Origin of the sequence: Streptomyces sp. NPDC060198, assembly GCF_042728415.1 — a bacterium.
Lineage (GTDB): Bacteria > Actinomycetota > Actinomycetes > Streptomycetales > Streptomycetaceae > Streptomyces.
In genome coordinates, this window is record NZ_JBHWZJ010000010.1 from 1 (window position 1) to 21151 (window position 21151).

Sequence of the window (21151 nt, forward strand, 5' to 3'; positions counted from 1 at the left end):
GCTTCCCGCGCCGCATTTCCGGCGCGGTTTCCGGCCCCGGACGCGACGGGTTCGTCAAACCCCGCTCCGGGGAACCCGCAGGGAAACATCCACCCGCTACGGTGACCGGCAGGGGACGGCCCTTTTCGCGGGCGTCCCGCCTCGCGGACCGACGGAAGGCGCTGATCTTGGGGAAGGTCGTGCTCGTCACAGGAGCGGCCCGGCAGCTGGGCGGCCGCTTCGTACGGCGCGTCCAGCGCGAGCCCGGTGTGGACCGGGTGATCGCCGTCGACGCGACCGAGCCCGGGCACCGGCTGGGCGACGCGGTGTTCGTGCGCGCCGACATCCGGCAGCCCGCCATCGCACGGGTGCTCGCGGAACACTCCGTGGACACCGTGGTCCACCTGAACGTCTCCGGCAAGGCGCTCGGCGCGGCCGGCCGGACGGCGATCAAGGAGACCAACGTCATCGGCACCATGCAGCTTCTCGGTGCCTGCCAGAAGTCGCCCACCGTCCAGCGTCTGGTGGTGAAGTCCACCACCAGCGTCTACGGATCCGCACCGCGCGACCCGGCCGTCTTCACCGAGACGACCCCGCCCAAGTCGCTGTCGAGCGGCGGCTTCGCCAAGGACGCGGTGGAGGTCGAGGGGTACGTACGCGGCTTCGCCCGCCGCCGGCCCGACGTCGCTGTCTGCGTCCTGCGCTTCGCCAACATCCTCGGCCCGATGCCGGACTCGCCGCTCGCGGACTACCTCGCGCTGCCCGTACTGCCGACCGTCCTCGGCTACGACCCCCGGCTCCAGTTCGTCCACGAGGACGACGTGATCGACGTGCTGGGGATCGCGGCGGGCGAGCCCCGGCGGGGCAACCTCAACAGCGGCACCTTCAACATCGCCGGCGACGGGGTTCTGCTGCTCTCGCAGTGCGCGCGCCGCCTCGGGAGGCCCACGGTCCCGGTGCTGCTGCCCGCCGTCACCTGGGTCGGCTCGGCGCTCCGCGCGGTCGGCATGACGGACTTCTCGCCGGAGCAGATCCGGCTGCTCACCCACGGCAGGGTGGTCTCCACCACCCAGATGTACGAGACGCTGGGCTTCCGCCCCAGGTTCACCACGGCGGAGACCTTCGCGGAGTACGCCCGCAGCCGCGGCCCCGGGCTGCTGCCGCCGGAGGCGGTCGGCCGCGCGGTCGACCGCCTCGCGGCGCTGCCGCTCGCCGGCCCGGCGCGCCGGGCCCTGCCGGCCGACCCGACGACGGCCCGTACGACGACGCAGACGACGCACGGCGCCAGGTAGAGGAGCGCATCGACGATGGCGGACGCCAAGGTCATTCCGTTCGACGAGGACCGGCCCCGGGGAGGCGCGGGCGGATCACGTTCCGCGCGGCGCCGGACCGGTACGGGCCCCGGCGCGGCAGCCGGGCGGGCCGAGGGCGCCGCCGCGCCCGTGAGCGCCCTGCCGGGCGCCCAGGTGCCCGGACAGGGCCGCGCGGGCGCGGGGGCGCCCCAGGACGCGCGGGAGCCCCATGAGGGGGCGGGGGCGGTAGCCCCCGGGACGGAGGAGGCGCACGAGTCGGGGGAGGCGCACGGGAGCCCGGCACGCGCCGAATGGGACCGGCGGATCGCCGGCGGACTGGCCTTCCTGCGGCGGCGGGTGACCGGTGATTACGAAGTGGACGAGTTCGGCTACGACGAGGAGCTGACCGACCAGGTCCTGATGTCGCTGCTGCGGCCCCTCGCGGACAAGTACTTCCGCGTCGAGGTGAAGGGGATCGAGAACATCCCCGCGGACGGCGGCGCGCTCGTCGTCGCCAACCACTCGGGGACCCTGCCGCTCGACGGGCTGATGCTCCAGGTCGCCGTGCACGACCACCACCCGGCCGAGCGGCACCTGCGGCTGCTCGCCGCCGACCTCGTCTTCCGGCTGCCGGTGGTCAACGAACTGGCCCGGAAGGCCGGTCACACCCTGGCCTGCGCGGAGGACGCCCAACGACTGCTGGAACGGGGCGAGATCGTCGGCGTCATGCCGGAGGGCTTCAAGGGACTCGGCAAGCCCTTCGGCGACCGGTACAAGCTCCAGCGCTTCGGCCGGGGCGGGTTCGTCTCCACCGCGCTGCGGGCCGGGGTACCGATCGTGCCCTGCTCGATCGTGGGCGCCGAGGAGATCTACCCCATGCTCGGCAACGCGAAGACCGTCGCGCGGCTGCTGGGCTTCCCGTACTTTCCCGTCACCCCGACCTTCCCCTGGCTCGGCCCGCTCGGCATGGTGCCGCTGCCGACGAAGTGGACCATCCAGTTCGGCGAACCCATCCCGACCGACGGCTACCCGCCGGAAGCGGCGGAGGACCCGATGCTGATGTTCAACCTCACCGACCAGGTGCGCGAACAGATCCAGCACACGCTCTACAAGCTGCTGGTGCAGCGCCGCTCGGTGTTCTTCTGACCGGTGTTCTTCTGACGGCAGGCCCCACGCGGGGAGAGGGGGCGGACGTCCGGTGTCGATCCGGATGCCCGCCCCCTCGGGCGTGCTGGGGAAACACGCCCTCACGCCGCACGGACGGCGCTACTCGTCCGCGTCCTCCGCGCTGATGCCCAGGCCGGGGAGGAGGCCGGGCAGCAGCGGCGGCAGGGTGACGTCCGGCGTGCTGGAACTGTCGGAACCGCCCGCGCCCTCCGCGTCGCCCGAGCCCGACGGCGTGCCGCCGTCGTCCGTCGGCAGGCCGTCCAGCAGACCGTCCGTACCGCCGAGGAGGCCGTCCCCGGACTCGGGGGACGCCGAACCCGAGGGCGTGGGGGAGCCGCCCTCGGCGGACGAGGCCGCGGAGGAGGGTGGTGACGACGGCGCCGCGGACGGAGCGGTCCGTGAGGAGCCGCCGCCTCCCTGCGGGGCCCCGGACCGCTGCGAGGTGCCCCCGCCGCTCTTGTCCGGGGTACGTGGCAACAGCGATTCCAGCGGTGCGACCTCTTCGTCTATGGCCGCCAGCACCGAGCTGACCTTGTCCCCGACATCGGTGAGCTGGACGGGAAGCCGGTCCCGCAGGCTGCTCCAGCTGTCACGGTGCGAACGGGAGAACGAGTCCAGGGTCTGGATGGGACCGAGGCTGCCCTCGCGCTCGTACGCGGCGTGGAGCAGCCGGTGTCCCTCGGAGGCGTCGTGCGACATCCCACTGAGGGCACGCCGGATCTCGCCCAGCGACTCGTGGTCCAGGTGGCCGGAACGGCCGCGCTCCATCAGGCGGCGCGCTTCGCTGAGCCGGGTCGAGGCCTGGTCGAGGAAGGCCTCGCCGCGGTCGGTGTCGCTGTCGGCCATGGAGCGTTGGATGTCCTCCATGCCCCGCTTGAGGCCGTACAGCGAGTCACCGGGGAGGGCGTCGGAGCTGGCGGCTGCGACACCGCCGAACGCGCCCGCCGCCACACCCACGGTCAGTCCGCCGGCCGTGAGCCCCTTCGCCCAGCGGGATCGGGGCCGGAGCTTGCGGAGCGGGGAGGCCCGGTGGGCTCCCCTGGGGCGTTGCTCGGGCACCGTGGGGCCCGTGGACGCGCCGCCCTCCGCGAACATCGCCTCCATGGCGGCGACGAGCTGCGCCCGCTGCACCACTTTGACTTCGGGATCGAACTGCGGCGACGGCAGTTCACCGAGGCCGTTCGCCAGGGCCAACAGTGCTCCGTGGTCGGCCTGTTCGGCCGGTTCCTCGGGCTGTACGGCCGCCGCACCCTGGGGCGACTGCTCCTCCAGGGCCTGGGCGAAGGCGTTCGCCCGCCGGTGTGCCGAAACGTTTGCGATCACTGGCGGCACCTCCTCTCGTCATGACGGTCGACTCCCCTGAGGGTCCGGAAGGTTGTACACCCGGAGTCGATGCCACTCGATGGGGTGAGTGACGCCGGTCGAGGTGTAGCTACAGGGGGCCTGCATCCGGCACAACGAGCGGCGCGGCACTTGGGTTACGGACGAAAGATGATCGGACCAGTGCGTCATGAACGCGACACGCTGGGCGACAGGGCTGTGCCCTGTCGGCGGCGGCCGGCGGCGGGCCGCGTCAGCGGGCGTCGTCCGGCAGCAGGCGGGCGAGCGTGCGGACGGCCCGGTACTGGAGGGTCTTGATCGCGCCCTCGTTCTTGCCCATCACCCGGGCCGTCTCGGCGACCGAGAGCCCTTGCAGGAACCGGAGCGTCACGCACTCCTGCTGCTGCGGGTTGAGGCGTCGCACGGCCTGGAGCAGCGCGGCGTTGGAGAGGGACTCCAGCACGGAGTCCTCGGGAGAGCGCTCGACCTCGTTGGCGTCGAGCATCTCGCCGGTGGTCACTTCCAGCCGGAAACGGCTGGACTTGAAGTGGTCGGCGACGAGGTTGCGCGCGATGGTGACCAGCCAGGCGCCGAAGTCGCGGCCCTGCCAGGTGAACGTGGAGATGCGGCGCAGCGCGCGGAGGAAGGTCTCGCTGGTGAGGTCCTCCGCCGTTGCCTTCCCGCCCACGCGGTAGTAGATGTACCGGTACACGGTGTCGCTGTACTGGTCGTAGAGGCGGCCGAACGCGTCGGCCTCGCCGGCCTGCGCGCGCTCGACGAGGTCCATCATGCGGGCGCTGTCGCTGTCGGCGGTGGGACGGCGCACGGTCGGCGTGGACGAGGCGGACGAGGCGGACGACCCGGAGGATGCGGTCGAGGCGGCGCGGTTGCTGCGTCTTCCGACCACCGCACCGCGTTCCGCCAGGGCATGGCAAGGGCCGGCAGGTGCGGGTGCAGGGGTGGCGAGCGCGGGTACGGCGTACGCGGTGGGGACGAAGCCGCGCAAGCGGTCGAGGACCGTTGCACGCAGCGTAGCCAGGCCCGAGGCGTCAACCCCGACGTGTGGGTACACGGGACTCCCAGAGGCAGAGCTTCCATCACGAGCAGTTCGAAATCCGTCACCTTCAATCGGGGGTGGCGGGCTCCGTCATGCGTTTGAGGAGAATAACGCTTCGTACAGGCGACGCTACACCGAGTTGCTAAAATCACCGGTTGCGCCAGATTCCGTACCGCTCGGTGACTATTCCGATCGCGGATGGTGACCGGTTATTGATCGAATTGCTTCGGGATCTGTCCCCGCTCGGTACCGGTTGTGGTCGGTCGCCGCCCCTCGGTGGCCGTGGGGGCCGGGAGGCGCGGGGCTTTCGCGCCCTTCCCGCAGGAGGCCGCCGCGTGCCCGGCCCCGGGCGCGGCCCTGCGGGGGCGCGGACCGACGGAGGGGGAGTGTGCGGCGCACAAGGGCGCGCGGGCGGAGTGTTCGGAGGGCCGCGCGAAGGCGCACAGATGTCCGTGCCGAGGGGGAGGCGCCAGGCGGCCGGGCGTCCGTACGCGCGTGCGGACGCCCGGCCGTCGGCGCGTATGGACGTCCGACGGGGCGAACGGCGGGTAAGCCCGGGCGGATACGGGCGAGGCCGGGCGGATACGGGCGGATGCGGGCGAGGCCGGGCGGATGCGGGCGAGGCCGGGCGCGGGTGGGCCCGGACGGGTCGGCCCGCTCACCGCCGGGGCGGCCGGCGGAGTCGGGTCAGCGGCGGCGGCGGTGCAGCGCGACGGCGGCGACGGTGCCGCCGGCCAGGGCGCCGACCCCGGCGGCGGCCGGGAGGGCGACCTGCGCGGCCTTGCGGCCGGTGCGGTAGTCGCGCAGCCGCCAGTCGTGGGCGCGGGCGTGCTTGCGGAGCTTGGCGTCGGGGTTGATCGCGTAGGGATGGCCGACCAGCGAGAGCATCGGGATGTCGTTGTGCGAGTCGCTGTACGCGGCGCAGCGCCCGAGGTCCAGGCCCTCGCCCGCCGCCAGGGCGCGCACCGCCTCGGCCTTCGCGGGGCCGTGCAGCGGTTCGCCGACCAGGCGCCCGGTGTAGACGCCGTCGACGGACTCGGCGACCGTGCCGAGCGCGCCGGTGAGGCCGAGCCGGCGGGCGATGATCGTGGCGGTCTCGACCGGGGCGGCGGTGACCAGCCAGACCTTCTGGCCCGCGTCGAGGTGCGCCTGGGCCAGCGCGCGGGTGCCCGGCCAGATGCGGTCGGCCATGTACTCGTCGTAGATCTCCTCGCCGATGGACATCAGCTCGGAGACGCGGTGCCCCTTGACGATGGAGAGGGCGCTGTCGCGGGCGTCCTGCATGTGTTCCGGATCTTCCACGCCGGCCAGCCGGAACCACGCCTGCTGCCAGGCGAACCGGGTCAGCTCGCGGCGCTGGAAGAACTTCCGTTTGTAGAGGCCCCGGCCGAAGTGGAAGAGTGCGGCGCCCTGCATGACGGTGTTGTCGAGGTCGAAGAACGCGGCGGCGCGGTCGTCGCCGGCCACCGGGAACGCGGGTTCCCCGGGCTCGCCCTCGCCCGGCTTCGCTTCGAGGAGAGTGTCGCCGTCCCCGTCCAGCGTCGCCTTGCGGGCGGCCTCGGCCGCCGCCTCGCCCGCCAGCACGCTCCGTGCCGTGGCGGGGCGCCTGCGAGGTGTGAGCCATCCAAGAGAGGCCATGCGGCGAGCATAACCATTTCGCCGGGCACTTCCCGTCCTGCCGGGTGCCGGGGACGTGAACTCTCCGGTACCCGCTCGTTGAGCGGAGGTGCGGGGCGGCGTCCCGGCGGTGGCGCGTACGCGTCCGGGGCCCGCGGAGCGGGGTGCGCGGCGGGGTGCCGGAGCCGGGCGCGGCGGGCGGAGAATGGGGGCATGAGTGCCCTGCTGCGTCGTACGAAGAAGATGCCCGCCGACCGGGTCGTCACGCTCCTCCAGAAGCCCGGCTGTCACCTCTGCGAGGACGCGAGGGCGGTGGTGGAGGCGGTGTGCGCGGAGACCGGCTCGGTGGTGGAGGAGAAGGACATCACCCAGGACGAAGCGTTGTACGCGCAGTACTGGGAGCAGATCCCGGTGGTGCTGATCGACGGGGAGCAGCACACGTTCTGGCGTGTGGACCCGCAGCGGCTCCGCACGGCGCTGGGCCGCGGCTGACGGCGGGCAGACGCGGCACTGGGTGCCTGAGTCAACGATTTTCGCGTACCATCATGGGCGTTTTGAGTGGTCTCGGGGGCTTGGTCATGAGGAGTGTGTTCGGTTTTGCCCCCTTCGAACCCGCAACGGGTTGATGCGATCCGTGGTTCCGGGATCAGGCGGCGAATTCGCGTGACCCCGGTCACTTTGACCGGACAAAACGGACACAATCTTTGTGCACGTGTTCACAAAGACATAGCCTGCATTCGACGGGGCGGTCTTGGGACATACGGCCGCCTACAGCCCCGCTCATCCCGCAGGAGCACCGTGGCAACTGGCCGAACTCACCGACCGGCGACCCGAAGCCGAGGAATTCCCGAGGCCACTGTCGCCCGACTCCCCCTGTATCTGCGCGCACTGACCGCGCTGTCCGAGCGTTCCGTACCGACGGTCTCGTCCGAGGAACTCGCCACGGCCGCGGGGGTCAATTCCGCGAAGCTCCGCAAGGACTTCAGCTACCTGGGGTCCTACGGCACCCGGGGTGTCGGCTACGACGTCGAATACCTCGTCTACCAGATCTCCCGTGAGCTCGGCCTCACGCAGGACTGGCCGGTCGCCATCGTCGGCATCGGAAACCTCGGCGCCGCCCTCGCCAACTACGGCGGGTTCGCCTCCCGCGGCTTCCGGGTCGCCGCGCTGATCGACGCGGACCCCGCGATGGCCGGCACGCCGGTCGCCGGGATTCCCGTCCAGCACACCGACGACATGGACCGCATCCTCACCGACAACGGTGTGTCCATCGGCGTGATCACCACCCCGCCCGGCGCGGCCCAGCAGGTCTGCGACCGTCTCGTGGCCGCCGGTGTCACCTCGATCCTGAACTTCGCGCCGACCGTCCTCTCCGTCCCCGAGGGCGTCGACGTGCGCAAGGTCGACCTCTCCATCGAGCTCCAGATCCTCGCGTTCCACGAGCAGCGCAAGGCCGGCGAGGACGGCACCGCGGACGAGGCCGACGAGGCCGCGCCGCCGATGCGCGCGACCCCGGTGAACCGGAAGGGACCCGACGGGGACATGCCCGCCGTGATGCCGGCATGAGCCTTCTCGTCGTCGGACTGAGTCACCGCAGCGCCCCCGTCTCCGTGCTGGAGCGGGCCTCGCTCGCCCAGGACGCCCAGGTCAAGCTGTTGCAGGACACCCTCGCCGCGGAACCCGCGGCCGAGGCCACCGTGCTGGCCACCTGCAACCGCATCGAGCTCTACGCCGACGTGGACAAGTTCCACGCGGGCGTCGCCGAGCTGTCGACGCTGCTCGCGCAGCACAGCCAGGTCGGGCTGGACGAACTCACTCCCCATCTCTACGTGCACTACGAGGACCGCGCCGTCCACCACCTCCTGTCGGTGGCCTGCGGGCTGGACTCGATGGTCGTGGGCGAGGGGCAGATCCTCGGCCAGATCAAGGACGCGCTCGCCCTGGGGCAGGAGCTCCACACCGCGGGACGGCTGCTGAACGACCTGTTCCAGCAGGCCCTGCGGGTCGGCAAGCGTGCCCACAGCGAGACCGGGATCGACCGCGCCGGACAGTCGCTGGTCACCTTCGGCCTGGAGCAGCTCGCCGCCGGGCAGGACGTCGACGCCTGGGCCCGGGGCAAGCGCGCCCTGGTCATCGGGGCCGGTTCGATGTCCTCGCTGGCCGCCGCCACCCTGGCCCGTACCGGAGTCGGCGAGATCGTCGTCGCCAACCGGACCCGGGCCCGCGCCGACCGTCTCGTGGAGATCCTCGGCCAGGCGTCCGGACCGGAACTCCGTGCCCGCGCCGTGGAGATGAGCACCGTCACGGACGAGCTGACACGTGCCGACATCGTGGTGTCCTGTACCGGTTCGACCGGTCTCGTGCTGACCGCCGGGGTGATCGCGAAGGCAGTGGGCGCGGAGTACGACGCCGCGGCCGTCCCAGCGCCGAAGACCGCGTCCGCCGCGCCCGTGGACGCGCTGGACCAGCACGCCGCCTGGGTGGAGAACGGCTCGGCCGCCCCGGAGGACCACGACGTGCCGGGCACGGGCGCCGACGCGCGGGCGACCGCGCCGCGCCGCAGCACCATCCCCGCGCAGAACAACGGACCCGTGCGGCTCGCGATCCTCGACCTCGCCATGCCGAGGGACGTGGACGGCGGGGCGCACCGCATCGACGGCGTACGCCTCGTCGACATCGAGTCGCTCGCCGAGGCGTCCGCGGACGCCCCGATGGCCGCCGACGTCGACCGGGTGCGGGGCATCGTCTCCGCCGAGGTGGCCGCCTTCGGCGCCGCCCAGCGCGCCGCGCACATCACCCCGACCGTCGTCGCCCTGCGCACGATGGCAGCCGACGTGGTGGCCGGCGAGATCGCCCGGCTCGACGGGCGGCTGCCCGACCTCGACGAGAAACAGCGCGCGGAGATCACGCAGACCGTGCGCCGTGTCGTCGACAAGCTCCTGCACGCGCCGACCGTGCGGGTCAAGCAGTTGGCGAGCGAGCCCGGCGGCGCCGGGTACGCGGACGCGCTGCGAGAACTCTTCGACCTCGACCCGCAGACGGTGGCCGCCGTCTCCCGGGCAGACCTGAACGACCCGAATAGAGGGCGGTCATGACCGACAGCTCACCCCAGGGTGGGACCGACAACACGCCGCTGCGGCTCGGCACCCGGCGCAGCAAGCTCGCCATGGCCCAGTCGGGCCTGGTCGCCGAGGCGGTCAGTGAGGTGACCGGGCGCGCCGTCGAACTGGTGGAGATCACCACGTACGGCGACGTCTCCCGCGAGGACCTGGCGCAGATCGGCGGCACCGGCGTGTTCGTCGCCGCACTGCGCGAGGCGCTGCTGCGGGGCGAGGTGGACTTCGCGGTCCACAGCCTCAAGGACCTGCCGACCGCGCAGCCCGAGGGCCTGGTGCTGGCCGCCGTGCCGCTCCGTGAGGACCCGCGCGACGTGCTGGTGGCACGCGACGGGCTGACCTTCGAGGAGCTGCCGCCCGGCGCCCGCGTGGGTACGGGTTCGCCGCGCCGCATGGCGCAGCTGAACGCGTACGCCCGGTCGCACGGCCTCTCCATAGAGACCGTGCCGATCCGCGGCAACGTGGATACGCGCATCGGATTCGTACGCGACGGCGAGCTGGACGCGGTGGTTCTCGCCGCGGCCGGTCTCAGCCGTCTCGGCCGGACGGACGAGGTGACCGACTTCCTGTCGCCCGACACCGTCCTGCCCGCTCCCGGTCAGGGAGCACTGGCGATCGAGTGCGCCGCTTCGAGCGCCGACCTCGCCGCCGCGCTCGCGGAGCTCGACGACCCGTACACCCGGGTCGCCGTCACCGCCGAGCGTTCCCTGCTCGCCGCCCTGGAGGCCGGCTGCTCCGCACCCGTGGGTGCGCTGGCCGACCTCCTGGTCGACGGTCAGTCTGTCAACGAACTGCGCCTGCGCGGTGTCGTCGGTTCCACCGATGGTGCCTCGCTGGTGCAGCTGTCCACTACCGGTCCCGTTCCCACGTCGCAGGACGACGCGGCGGCCCTCGGTCGCGAACTCGCGTCGGAGATGCTCGCCAAGGGTGCGGCCGGTCTTATGGGGGAGCGAGCACTTTGAGCCCCACCGGCCCCGCCGTGTCCGACTTTCCGCTGCTGTCCGCACAGGGACACGTCACCTTCCTCGGCGCCGGTCCCGGCGATCCGGGTCTGCTGACGCTGCGCGCCGTCGAGGCGCTCGCGAGCGCGGACGTTCTTGTCGCAGAGCCCGAGGTGCTCGACGTCGTGCGCACACATGCGCGGGCAGGCGTGAGCACCCCTGAGCTGACCGTTGTTGACTCCGCGTCAACAGCCGCCGGAGTGCCTGTACTCAGGGACGCGGCCAATATTGTCATGGAGGCCGCGAAGGGCGGCAGGCGGGTCGTCCGTGCTGTCGCCGGTGACCCGGGTCTGGACGGTGGCGCGGGGGCGGAGATGCTCGCGTGCGCCGCCGCCGGGGTGCCCTTCGAGGTCGTCCCGGGTGTCGCGAACGTCGTCGGCGTGCCCGCGTACGCCGGTGTGCCGCTGCGTGACGCGCAGGGTACGGACGTGCGCTTCGTGGACGCCCGTACCGCGACCGACCGCTGCTGGAGCGAGGTCGGCGCGAGCGATTCGACCGCCGTCGTCTCGACCACTCTGGACTCCGTCGCGGCGGCTGCGGGCGAGCTGGTCTCGGCGGGCCGCAAGCCCGACACCCCGCTGACCGTCACGGTCGCCGGCACCACCACGCGTCAGCGGACGTGGACGGCGACGCTGGGCACCATCGCGCAGCTCTTCAAGCAGACGAAGGTGCTGCCGTCGCCGGACGGCCACCAGCCGGTCATAGCCGTGGTCGGGGACCGTACCTCCGCCGCCCAGCGCGACCAGCTCGCGTGGTTCGAGTCCAAGCAGCTCTTCGGCTGGAAGGTGCTCGTCCCGCGGACGAAGGAGCAGGCGGCCTCGCTCTCCGACCAGCTGCGCTCCTACGGCGCGGTGCCGCACGAGGTGCCGACGATCGCGGTCGAGCCGCCGCGTACGCCCCAGCAGATGGAGCGCGCGGTCAAGGGCCTGGTCACCGGCCGGTACGAGTGGATCGCCTTCACCTCGGTGAACGCGGTGAAGGCCGTTCGGGAGAAGTTCGAGGAGTACGGGCTGGACGCCCGTGCCTTCGCCGGGATCAAGGTCGCGGCCGTGGGCGAGCAGACCGCCGCCTCACTGGTCGATTTCGGTGTGAAGCCGGACCTGGTGCCCTCGGGCGAGCAGTCCGCCGCGGGTCTCCTGGAGGACTGGCCGCCCTACGACCCGGTCTTCGACCCGATCGACCGTGTCTTCCTGCCGCGCGCCGACATCGCCACCGAGACCCTGGTGGCGGGCCTGATCGACCTGGGCTGGGAGGTCGACGACGTCACCGCGTACCGCACGGTCCGCGCGTCGCCGCCGCCGGCGGACACCCGGGAGGCGATCAAGGGCGGCGGCTTCGACGCGGTGCTCTTCACCTCGTCCTCGACCGTCCGCAACCTGGTCGGCATCGCGGGCAAGCCGCACAACGTGACGGTCATCGCCTGCATCGGCCCGGCCACCGCCAAGACCGCCGAGGAGCACGGCCTGCGGGTCGACGTCCTCGCGCCGGAGCCCTCGGTGCACAAGCTGGCCGAGGCGCTGGCGGAGTTCGGCGCGCGGCGCCGGGACGCGGCCAAGGAGGCCGGCGACCCGGTGACCCGCCCGAGCGAGCGGCGCCCGGGCGCGCGGCGGAGGCGTACGACGACCTGACCGGTCGGCGACGGACGTACGGGCCCGGCTGCTCCCTCGTGGAGCGGCCGGGCCTTTTCCGGCCGTGCCCGGTGGGGGTCATCCCGCGCGGTAGCGGCGTGCGGTCAGCGTGACCTCCAGGGCGGATTCCTGCCGCTCCAGCCTCATCACCCCGGCCTGCTCGCCCAGGTGCTGGACGCGCAGCAGCTGTCCGTCGAGGACGACCCGCAGCTCGGTCCAGGGGTGCCGCCACAGCAGGATGTCGCGCTCCCACATCTCCAGTCCGCGCGTGGTCGAACGCAGCACGTACTGCGGGCCCTCGCTGGGTGAGGGCGGGGTGTACCCGGTGTACGTGGGCCGGACCACGTACGCGTTGAGCACGCGCTCTCCGGGTTCCAGTACGGCGTTCCTGGCGCTCTCCCGGCGGCTGGTCCGCCATCCGGTCAGGCCCGCTCCCACGGCGGCAGCCAGGGCCAGTGCCGCCGTCAGCCCCCAGGGCACGTCCTCCAGCGCCAGCGGGAGCCCGACGACGACGGCCGTGACGCACCCCGCGCCGACGGCGGCGGGGACGTTGCCCGCCGGAGCGCTGCGGGTGGCGTTGCCGTCGTTCTCGGTCTCGTCCTCGCTCACGATTCCCCCCGGGACGGTCCGGCCGCACCCCCGCGCGGTCGTCCCTGGAAGCGCCGGTCCGGTCCGGTCCGGTGCGCGTGGCCGTGGTCGTGATCGTTGTCGTGGAGTGATCGTAGGTATGCCCGCGGACGGCCCGGTGAGCGGGTGGCCGGGAGCCCGGGGTTTCCGGCAGGGGTGTCGGTAAGAGCCCGGTGTGGGCGGGTCTATGGTCAAAGGATGACTGCGTACGGAAACTTCCCCGGCTCCCGCCCCCGGCGGCTGCGGACGACCCCGACGATGCGACGGATGGTCGCCGAGACCCGCCTCCACCCCGCGAACCTGATCCTGCCCGCGTTCGTCCGCGAGGGCATCGACGCCCCGGTGGAGATCTCGGCGATGCCGGGCGTGCGGCAGCACACCCTGGACACCCTGCGGAAGGCCGCCGCCGACGCGGTGGCGTCCGGGGTCTCCGGGATCATGCTCTTCGGGGTGCCGGCCGACGAGAAGAAGGACGCCCGGGGCACGGCGGGGACCGACCCGGACGGCATCCTCCAGCAGGGCCTGCGCGCGGTGCGCTCCGAGGTCGGCGACGACCTCGTCGTCATGTCGGACCTCTGCCTGGACGAGTACACCGACCACGGCCACTGCGGTGTGCTCACCGAGGACGGCCGCGTCGACAACGACGCGACCCTGGAGCGGTACGCGGAGATGGCCCAGGTCCAGGCCGACGCGGGCGCCCACACGGTCGGCCCCAGCGGCATGATGGACGGTCAGATCGGTGTGATCCGGGACGCGTTGGACCAGACCGGGTACGAGGACGTGTCGATCCTCGCGTACACCGCGAAGTACTCCTCCGCCTTCTACGGCCCCTTCCGGGAGGCCGTCGGCTCCTCGCTCCAGGGCGACCGCAAGACGTACCAGCAGGACCCGGCGAACATCCGCGAGTCCCTGCGCGAGCTGGCGCTCGACCTCGAAGAGGGCGCCGACATGGTCATGGTCAAGCCGGCCGGGCCGTACCTCGACATCCTCGCCAAGGTCGCCGACTCCGTGAACGTGCCGGTCGCGGCGTACCAGATCAGCGGCGAGTACGCGATGATCGAGGCCGCCGCCGAGAAGGGCTGGATCGACCGCGACGCGGCGATCATGGAGAGCCTGACGGGCATCCGGCGCGCGGGTGCGCAGATGATCCTGACCTACTGGGCGACCGAGGTCGCGCAGCGGCTGGGCGGGCGTTCGGTGTAGTACGCGGTGCGGTGCGGTGCGCAGTGTGCCGGGGCCGGGTGCGGAGGGGTGGCGTTCGCGCCCGGGTTCTTGGGACGATCGGCCGGTGAACCACTTCTCGTACTCCGCCATCGGTCCCGGTCCCGGTCGCGAGTGGTGTCCCCCTGATCCGGTGCGGGCCGAGCCCGGCCGGTGGCCGGAGCTGGAGGCGGCGCTCGCGGTGGTCAACCGCGACGTGCGGGCGACCCTGCCGGGCCAGGAACCGCTGGTACTGATGAGCGTCCCCTCGGACGAGCCGCCGTCCTCGGCCTCCACCGGAGGCGAACAGGTCTACGTGGCGATGCCGGACGGCAGTTGGCAGGGCAACCCGGTCAACCCGTGGGAGCTGGACGATGGTTACCCGCCGGAGCCGGACGACCCGGACACTTTTCTGGCCGTGGTCGCAGAGACGGCGCAGGAGACCGTGATGGAACTCCTCTGGCGGGTCTGGCCCGTCTGCCCCGCCCACGGGACCGGCATGCACACCTACCCCCCGGAGAGCGCCGGCGGCGAGCGCCCGGACGAGGCCGACCTGTCGGGCCCACCGGCGTGGTGGTGCGGGGGCGGGCGGGACGGCGGGTGGCACGAGGTCGCCCGGGTGGGGGAGTTGGCCGCGACCGTCTCCGCCTGACCCGTTCACCGGACCTCGGGCCGGGCCGAGACGGGCCCGTCAGCGCTACGGGTCCCGTCAGCCTTGCGGGTCCCAGAGTCCGCCGGCGGCGCCGCGGTCGAGATGCTCGGAGTAGACGCCGACCTTCCAGGCGATGACGGAATGGCACTCCTCCAGCTCCCGGATCCGGGCCTCGACGCGCTTCTGATGGGCGTTGAGGAGCTGGAGGCGGTCCGCTTCGTTGCCCGGCCCGTCCCTCACGAGTTCGGCGAACCGCTTCAGTTCGGCGAGGGGCATTCCCGATTCCCGCAGCCTCACGCAGATCAGCAGCCACTCCAGGTCCGCCGTGGTGTAGCGGCGCCGGCCGCCCGTGTTCCGCCGGACCGGTGCGATCAGCAGGCCCTCGCGCTCGTACAGGCGCAGCGCGTGCACGCTGAGACCGGTCCGCTCGGCCACCTCGCCGATGCTCAGCTGCTCGGCGCGGGTCTCGGAGGACGTCATCCCCGCACCCTAGGGGTTGCCCCGCAATTCGTGGTGGGCCCCGCACCGCCACCGCCACCGCCCCGGCGTGCCGGGGGCCCGCGTCGAGGCCCACCGCCGACGTCGGAGATCGTGTGCGTGGCTTCGTGGGGGCCTGTATCGGGTTCTGGGCTTGATCTAGACCCCGCTCCAGCTCGTAGCGTCCTCGGCATGACCATCCAAGACCAGCAGCCGCTCGGCTCGCCCTTCTCCGCCGCCAGCACCGCCGAGGACGTCATGGCCGGTGTCGATCTCTCCGGTAGGACCGCCGTCGTGACCGGGGGCTACTCCGGGCTCGGCCTGGAGACCACCCGGGCTCTCGCGGGCGCCGGGGCCCGGGTGATCGTTCCCGCGCGTCGGCCCGCCATCGCCGCTGCCGCCCTCGACGACGTGAAGGGCTGCGAGGTCGTTCCCATGGACCTGACCGACCTCGACAGTGTGCGGGAGGCCGCCGCACGGATCACCGCCTCCCTGACCCGGCTCGACCTCCTGTTGGCGGTGGCCGGCATCATGGCCACCCCCGAGCGGCGCGTCGGGCCCGGCTGGGAGGGCCAGTTGGCCGCCAACCACTTCGGGCACTTCACTCTCGCCTGCGAGCTCTACCCTCTTCTCGCCGCCGCCGGTGGCGCGCGCGTCGTCGTCAACAGTTCCGGTGGGCACGCCATGACCGACTTCCGCCGGCACGACCCGCACTTCCGTACCGGGTACGACAAGTGGCTGGCCTACGGCCAGTCGAAGACCGCCAACGTACTGTTCGCCGTACACCTCGACACCCTCGGACGCGACGACGGCGTCCGGGCGTTCGCTCTCCACCCCGGAAAGATCATCACCGGGCTGCAGCGGGAGATGACGCTCCAGGAGCAGATCGATCGAGGCTGGGTGGATGAACAACGGAACGTCGTGGGGGCCGACTTCAAGACTCCCTCGCAGGGCGCCGCCACCGGCATGTGGGCCGCCACGTCCCCGCTCCTCGAAGGCCGGGGCGGGCTCTACCTCGAAGACTGTGACATCGCGCACGCCCGGACCCGGGACGCCACGGACGACGACGGTGTCCGTGAGTACGCCGTCGATCCCGAAGCGGCCGAACGGCTCTGGGAGTTGTCCCTGGCGGCGACCGGCGCCACCCCGGTCGGCAGGTGACCTTGCAGGCCGTGGGCCGGGCGGCCTGGCGGGGCCACGGGGCCGGGCGCCCCGTAAACCGAGGGCCGGGGAGCCGGCCGCCGAGGTAGAAGGGGGCATGGACCCTGCCCTTCTGGAACGGCTGAACACGGACGTCGATCAGCTCGTCGTGCACCACGGACACACGAACCACATGCGCGACTACGAGATCGTCTTCGACGTGGGCCCCGGCTTCCCGTACGCAGCGACGCCGACCTTTCTGCGGTACCTCTTCCGGTACTGCGTCGAGGCCCGGTGCGAGACGTTCCAGTCCGCGGAGACCTGGCGGGCCTCCCTGGACGATCGTCTCCTCGACCGCGGGACCGTCGACCCCGACCTCGGCGGGTACGTGTGGGGCATGAGGTTCCACGAGCTGTACGACATCCGGCTCTGCCTCGGGTCGGACGCCACGCGCCGCTGGACGCAGGCGGTGGGGATCGATTTCCACCAGGTCCGTAGGGAGACGACCGCGCACGACCTGACCCTCCTCTTCTCGGACCTGGAAGTGAGCGAGGTCCCGGTCGGATACGCGCCCTTCGTCGCGGGTGAGGATTCCGGTCCGTCCGACCCCGTCCCGTCCGGCGTGCCGGCCGCCGGTTCCTGAACACCGGGGACGACGAGTTGTTGACCCTCGACCTGGTGGAGGGCCCAGAGTTCCGGACGTGGAGAGCGAGATGCGCGGCATTGGTGAGATGGCCCGGGAGAGCGGGCTGAGCGTGAGCGCCCTGCGGTTCTACGACGGTGCCGGGGTACTGGTCCCGGCCTGGGTGGATCCGGTCAGTGGCTACCGCTGGTACGGCTCCGAGCAGCTGGAGGAGTCCCGGCTGCTCGCGCGGCTGCGCCGGGCGGGTATGCCGTTGGCGGACATCCGGCTGGTCCTTGCGGGCTGGTCCGGCGCGGACACCGATCTGGTGCGGAAGCTGCTGGAGGCGCATCTGCGCCGTCTCGAACGGGGGCTGTCCGATGCCCGCACCGAGTTCTCCTCGCTCCGAGCTCTACTCGACCGCAGGGAGAAATCGATGACCGTGCTCCGCACCGACCCCGTCCGGCTGACCGTTTCCGCGCCCGAGCTGGCCGCGGCGTTGGACGCGGTCCGCTTCGCCGCCGGAACCGACCCGGAGCTGCCGATGCTCGGCGGTGTCCTGTTCGACGTCGAGGGCGAGGTTCTTCACGTCGTGGCCACCGACCGGTACCGGATGGCTCTCGCGCGAGCCGGTGCCACCGGACATGACGGGGCCCGTGTGCAGGCCGTCGTACCTTCCCCGCTCGTCGACGCGATGCGGGCGCTGCTCGGCGACGACGCGTCCGTCCGGCTCACCGTGGACGGTGTCCGCGTGACCCTGGAGGCGGGGGACCGGCAGGCGGCCGGCCAGTGCGTCGATCAGGGCTTCCCCGACTACCGTCGCCTCGTCCACCTGCCGGCCGGGCGCCGTGCTCCCGTCGATGTCGCGGCGTTCCGTGAGGCGGTGGAGGCGGGGCCCGTACGCCCGAGTGAGGCGCGGGAGCAGGACGGAGTCTCCTTCGACCTCATCGTGCTGGAGGTGTCGGCCGACGGCGGGATCACCGTGTGCGAGGACGGTGACGGTGGCGGGAGCCGTATCGCGGTCAACCGCGCGTTCCTCCTGGAGGCCCTCGCCGCCGGCGCCCAGGACCAGCTGATTCTGGAGGTCGGTGCCCCCACGGCGCCGCTGGCGATCCGCCGGACCGACACCGACACCACCTTCTCGATGCTGATGCCGGTCCGCTTGGAGAGCTGACCGCCGGCCAAGCGCGCGGCGACGGGCCTGCACGGGACATGTCCTACCCGGCCGCCTCCTGCTCCCAGCCCGCGAGGATACGGGCGGCCTCGTGGCCGAGGTGGGCGTCGGCGGAGAGCAGGCGGAGCACCTCGGCCCGGCCCTCGCTCGGACCGGCCTCGCTGAGGGCGGCGAGGGCGTTGTCCCGTACGAGCGGATCGGGGTCGCCCAGGACGGCTTCGGCCAGCGCCGCGTGCACGACGGAGTCGTCGGCGTACGAGCCCAGCGCCATCACCGCGTACTGCCGGACCAGGTCCTCGTCCGGGTGTTCGACGGTCGTGACCAGGACGGCTCCGGCGAGGCGCCAGGTCTCCGGATCGGACGGGGGCCAGAGCCGCAGCGCCTTCGTCGCCTCGACGCGCGCGAGGTCGAACGCCTCCTGGTCGGCGACGACCTCGATGAGGAACGACAGGATGCCCGGATGGTCCGGCTCGGTGGAGAGCATGCCACCGAGGTCGTAGGCGATTTCCCGCCTGCGGTCGCTCTCCTGGGGCAGCGTTCCGTACTCCGCGATCAGCTTTTCCGTCCGGTTCATGGGATATGCGTTTCCCCGGACGCGATGTTCCACGCATCGGGGCGCGTTCCCGCACCCCGCTCCGTGGATGAGCACGCGGCAGCCTCGGAGCGGGGCCCCGTCCCCGGCCGTCGTGCCGGTGGACGGAGCGCGGCCCGGCTTCTCCCCTCGTGGAAGCCGGACCGCGTGATCGGGGGCGGACCCGACCGGCAGGTCAGGTCCTGCCGGTCAGTCCCACCAGAAGGACCAGGACTCGCTGTTCAGCAGGTGCTTCTCGGCGTACGCGTCGAGGTCGTACGGCGGGTTCTGGTCGATGTTGTCCGGGCAGAAGGCGTAGTGCTCGGCGGCGAGTGCCCGGGCCTGGGGGAGCGTGGTCGGCGGGCGGCCGACCGACACGGTCAGGGTGTCGAAGCCCAGCGCCACGACCCGGATGTCGTACCGGTCCTCCCAGGAGCGGAGCACCGCGCAGAGGCGGGCGACGTCGTCCTCGTGGTTGACCGGACCCGTCCAGCCGATGGCGGCGGGGATGTCCGCGCTGCGCCGCGCGGGTACGAGCGCCGGGCGCAGGCCGGTGCCGTCGCCGTCCAGGTGGAGGCTGCTGAGCATGTCGGCCAGATCGGCGGCCAGTCGGTCGGGGTCGTCAGGGCCCGCAGCGGCCGGGGACGGGGCCAGGCCGGGCCACTCGGGGGCTTCGGCGGACGCGGTGCTCCCGCTGGAGGGGTCCTCGGATTCGCCGCCGGTGCCGCCGAGTTCGTCGGCGGCGTAGGGCTCCCAGAAGCCGAGGAGCACCTCCTCGGCGTCGTGGTCCCCCGGGTAGGAGACGCGTCCGGGATCGAGGTCCCAGGCTCCCGGCGGCTCCTGGCGCGGTCCCTCGTCGATCAGCACGGGAAGCAGCCCGACCGGCCGGCCGATGGCACGCAGGGCCGCGAAGCCGCCCGGGGCCGCCGCCGCGTTCGCGTACCAGAACAGGGGTTCGTGCCAAGGGCCGTCGATCGTGGTGTCCACGAGAGAGCCGGACGGCAGATCCAGCCCATGGGAGGCAAGGGACGGAAGGGGGTTCGGGAGCGTCGCCATGCCGCAGACACTAAGGGGGGCCACTGACAGAGTCGTCGCGGCGTTACTGACACCGTGCCTGACAGTGCGGCTCTGCACGGCCTGAAGTGCTCGAACACTCCTGTTTCTGGGCCCGGTTCGCGCGAGAATCCCTCTGCGGGGCATCCGCAGAGCCCCCGCCGCCGAAGAGGAGACATGGCCCCTCAACCGAAGCAACCCGAGCGCCCCGAGCAGTCGAAGCGACCCGAGCGGTCCGGATCGGCCCGGCAGGGCAACCAGAAGCGCGAGAGCGACCAGAGGCGCGAGGGTGACCACGTCAACCCGGCCAAGCGGACCAAGACTTCGCGCCTCCCGGACGGTCGGCTGCTCATCGCTGACATCGACCTGGAGCTCCCCCCCGGCCGGAGTCCGCTCCAACGGGCCCTGCGTACAGCCGATATCAACCTCCCGCCGACCAGGTCCAGGACGTCCGGCGCCACCCACCCGGGCGGGCCGGCCGTGGGCGGACCGGCCGTGGACGGTTCCCCTTCGGACGGAGAATCCGCAGAGGGGTGAACGGCCGTCCGCGTGTGCCTCGTTCAGTCCCCCTTCGGTGTCGTCGCGTACGTGAACGGGCCGACGACACCGGCACTGTGGTGGGCCGCCGCCTGGAGCGCCGCGGTGATGCGCTGCCGCGGTTTCAGGTCGAGTGCACCGGTGGCGTGGAGTGCGCCGAGGGCGATGTCGTCCCCGCAGCCGACCGCCGCGTACTGGTCGGAGGGTTCGCCGACCTGGTAGTCCGAGTGGATGGTGTAGAGCCGCCCGGCTATGCCGACGAGGAACGTGCCCGCCTGCTCCTGCTCGGACTCCTTGCGTGCCCAGCCGCCGTCCTTGAGGCAGGAGCGCAGCGCGTCGATGAACTTGGTGACCATGAACCGGTCCAGATCGCCGCTCGGATGCGGTACCTCGAACGCGTACCGCAGGAGTTGTCCCATGCGGAACGACGAGGTGAACCCCATGACGTAGGGGCCGTTCCGGAACACCTTGAGGTCCCGGCGGACGGTGATCGAGAGCCCGGAGACCCCTGCCGAGTCGCCGCCGAGGTGGACACGGTTCTTGTGGACGAGCCCGACGATCACGGTCATACGGAGGCAACCTCACGAGGTGGTCGGAGTCGGAGCGGCCCCGGGGGCGGGGGCCGTGCGCGGTGGGCGGGTACCGCCCGATGGGCGCCTGGTGGGCGCCTGGTGGGCGTCGGATTCCGGTCGGAACCGGCACGGCCGCGGCCGGTGGTACGGGACGGGTGTCAGGAGATGCTGCCCGGGGCGGTGCGCGGCGAATCGCGGCCGGTGGCGCACTGGGGGGCGCACGAGGGCGTGTTCTCGAATGTGGCGCCGTACGCCCGGGGGCAGGTGTTCCGCTGACGGCCCAACAGGTGTCGCAACCCCGGCGGCCGAGAGGCGCCCGTACGTGCCGCCGTCCGCCCGCGGCCGTCCC

General features: G+C 72.3%; 21 protein-coding genes. 13 read left to right on the plus strand and 8 right to left on the minus strand.

Annotated elements, in window-relative coordinates; genetic code table 11:
• The first annotated feature begins 167 nt into the window (after nt 1-167).
• The gene (locus ACFWEP_RS02910; RefSeq protein WP_387364536.1) at nt 168-1271 is read left to right on the plus strand and encodes an NAD-dependent epimerase/dehydratase family protein; all 1104 of its coding nucleotides are present in this window, start codon (nt 168-170) and stop codon (nt 1269-1271) included.
• Nucleotides 1272-1286: 15 nt separating this feature from the next.
• Entirely contained in the window at nt 1287-2417 is a 1131-nt protein-coding gene (locus tag ACFWEP_RS02915) for a lysophospholipid acyltransferase family protein (RefSeq protein ID WP_387364539.1), read from the plus strand.
• A gap of 120 nt (nt 2418-2537) precedes the next feature.
• On the opposite strand, the gene ACFWEP_RS02920 is transcribed toward ACFWEP_RS02915, so the two are convergent.
• The 3 genes from ACFWEP_RS02920 to ACFWEP_RS02930 form a co-directional block, all read right to left on the minus strand.
• Entirely contained in the window at nt 2538-3761 is a 1224-nt protein-coding gene (locus tag ACFWEP_RS02920) for a DUF5667 domain-containing protein (protein WP_387364542.1), read from the minus strand.
• A 250-nt stretch (nt 3762-4011) separates the two neighbouring features.
• Entirely contained in the window at nt 4012-4830 is an 819-nt protein-coding gene (locus ACFWEP_RS02925) for an ECF subfamily RNA polymerase sigma factor, BldN family (protein WP_387364545.1), read from the minus strand.
• Between the two features lie 672 nt (nt 4831-5502).
• Nucleotides 5503-6453 (minus strand): HAD-IB family hydrolase, encoded by a 951-nt coding sequence (locus ACFWEP_RS02930; RefSeq protein ID WP_328720134.1) that lies wholly within the window; start codon nt 6451-6453, stop codon nt 5503-5505.
• A gap of 192 nt (nt 6454-6645) precedes the next feature.
• Here ACFWEP_RS02930 and ACFWEP_RS02935 point away from each other — a divergent pair, with 192 nt between their 5' ends.
• From ACFWEP_RS02935 to ACFWEP_RS02955, 5 genes are all read left to right on the plus strand, one after another.
• Nucleotides 6646-6924: a glutaredoxin family protein gene (locus ACFWEP_RS02935; RefSeq protein ID WP_387364548.1), complete on the plus strand. Its 279-nt coding sequence runs from the start codon at nt 6646-6648 to the stop codon at nt 6922-6924.
• A gap of 306 nt (nt 6925-7230) precedes the next feature.
• Nucleotides 7231-7998, plus strand: a complete 768-nt coding sequence (locus ACFWEP_RS02940; protein WP_327177233.1) for a redox-sensing transcriptional repressor Rex — start codon at nt 7231-7233, stop codon at nt 7996-7998.
• A complete protein-coding gene (locus ACFWEP_RS02945; RefSeq protein WP_387364551.1) occupies nt 7995-9527 on the plus strand; it encodes a glutamyl-tRNA reductase in 1533 nt (510 codons plus the stop codon). Before ACFWEP_RS02940 ends, ACFWEP_RS02945 begins: the two co-directional genes overlap by 4 nt.
• Nucleotides 9524-10510, plus strand: a complete 987-nt coding sequence (gene hemC / locus ACFWEP_RS02950) for a hydroxymethylbilane synthase (protein ID WP_387364554.1) — start codon at nt 9524-9526, stop codon at nt 10508-10510. The genes ACFWEP_RS02945 and hemC overlap by 4 nt, the downstream gene beginning before the upstream one ends.
• Nucleotides 10507-12177: a bifunctional uroporphyrinogen-III C-methyltransferase/uroporphyrinogen-III synthase gene (locus tag ACFWEP_RS02955; protein WP_328720129.1), complete on the plus strand. Its 1671-nt coding sequence runs from the start codon at nt 10507-10509 to the stop codon at nt 12175-12177. The genes hemC and ACFWEP_RS02955 overlap by 4 nt, the downstream gene beginning before the upstream one ends.
• A 78-nt stretch (nt 12178-12255) precedes the next feature.
• Here ACFWEP_RS02955 and ACFWEP_RS02960 read toward each other — a convergent pair whose 3' ends face one another.
• Nucleotides 12256-12786 (minus strand): hypothetical protein, encoded by a 531-nt coding sequence (locus ACFWEP_RS02960; protein ID WP_387364557.1) that lies wholly within the window; start codon nt 12784-12786, stop codon nt 12256-12258.
• Nucleotides 12787-13002: 216 nt separating this feature from the next.
• Here ACFWEP_RS02960 and hemB point away from each other — a divergent pair, with 216 nt between their 5' ends.
• Both hemB and ACFWEP_RS02970 read left to right on the plus strand, forming a co-directional pair.
• Entirely contained in the window at nt 13003-14007 is a 1005-nt protein-coding gene (gene hemB, locus ACFWEP_RS02965; protein ID WP_387364560.1) for a porphobilinogen synthase, read from the plus strand.
• 85 nt (nt 14008-14092) lie between these two features.
• Nucleotides 14093-14656, plus strand: coding sequence for a hypothetical protein (locus ACFWEP_RS02970; RefSeq protein ID WP_387364563.1), 564 nt, complete (start codon nt 14093-14095; stop codon nt 14654-14656).
• Nucleotides 14657-14713: 57 nt separating this feature from the next.
• Here the strand turns inward: ACFWEP_RS02970 and ACFWEP_RS02975 are convergent, their stop codons facing one another.
• The gene (locus ACFWEP_RS02975; RefSeq protein ID WP_387364566.1) at nt 14714-15136 is read right to left on the minus strand and encodes a MerR family transcriptional regulator; all 423 of its coding nucleotides are present in this window, start codon (nt 15134-15136) and stop codon (nt 14714-14716) included.
• 189 nt (nt 15137-15325) lie between these two features.
• Here ACFWEP_RS02975 and ACFWEP_RS02980 point away from each other — a divergent pair, with 189 nt between their 5' ends.
• From ACFWEP_RS02980 to ACFWEP_RS02990, 3 genes are all read left to right on the plus strand, one after another.
• The gene (locus tag ACFWEP_RS02980) at nt 15326-16294 is read left to right on the plus strand and encodes an SDR family NAD(P)-dependent oxidoreductase (RefSeq protein WP_387364569.1); all 969 of its coding nucleotides are present in this window, start codon (nt 15326-15328) and stop codon (nt 16292-16294) included.
• Between the two features lie 97 nt (nt 16295-16391).
• Nucleotides 16392-16916 (plus strand): hypothetical protein, encoded by a 525-nt coding sequence (locus ACFWEP_RS02985; RefSeq protein ID WP_387364572.1) that lies wholly within the window; start codon nt 16392-16394, stop codon nt 16914-16916.
• A gap of 70 nt (nt 16917-16986) precedes the next feature.
• A complete protein-coding gene (locus tag ACFWEP_RS02990; RefSeq protein WP_387364575.1) occupies nt 16987-18069 on the plus strand; it encodes a MerR family transcriptional regulator in 1083 nt (360 codons plus the stop codon).
• Nucleotides 18070-18112: 43 nt separating this feature from the next.
• Here the strand turns inward: ACFWEP_RS02990 and ACFWEP_RS02995 are convergent, their stop codons facing one another.
• Nucleotides 18113-18643, minus strand: a complete 531-nt coding sequence (locus ACFWEP_RS02995; protein WP_387364578.1) for a HEAT repeat domain-containing protein — start codon at nt 18641-18643, stop codon at nt 18113-18115.
• A 207-nt stretch (nt 18644-18850) separates the two neighbouring features.
• Nucleotides 18851-19696, minus strand: coding sequence for a DUF4253 domain-containing protein (locus ACFWEP_RS03000; RefSeq protein ID WP_387364581.1), 846 nt, complete (start codon nt 19694-19696; stop codon nt 18851-18853).
• 174 nt (nt 19697-19870) lie between these two features.
• Between ACFWEP_RS03000 and ACFWEP_RS03005 the strand changes: the two genes are divergently transcribed.
• Nucleotides 19871-20230, plus strand: coding sequence for a hypothetical protein (locus tag ACFWEP_RS03005; protein WP_387364584.1), 360 nt, complete (start codon nt 19871-19873; stop codon nt 20228-20230).
• A gap of 23 nt (nt 20231-20253) precedes the next feature.
• On the opposite strand, the gene ACFWEP_RS03010 is transcribed toward ACFWEP_RS03005, so the two are convergent.
• On the minus strand, nt 20254-20799 hold the full coding sequence (locus ACFWEP_RS03010; RefSeq protein ID WP_387364587.1) for a hypothetical protein: 546 nt from the start codon (nt 20797-20799) through the stop codon (nt 20254-20256).
• Nucleotides 20800-21151 lie beyond the last annotated feature (352 nt).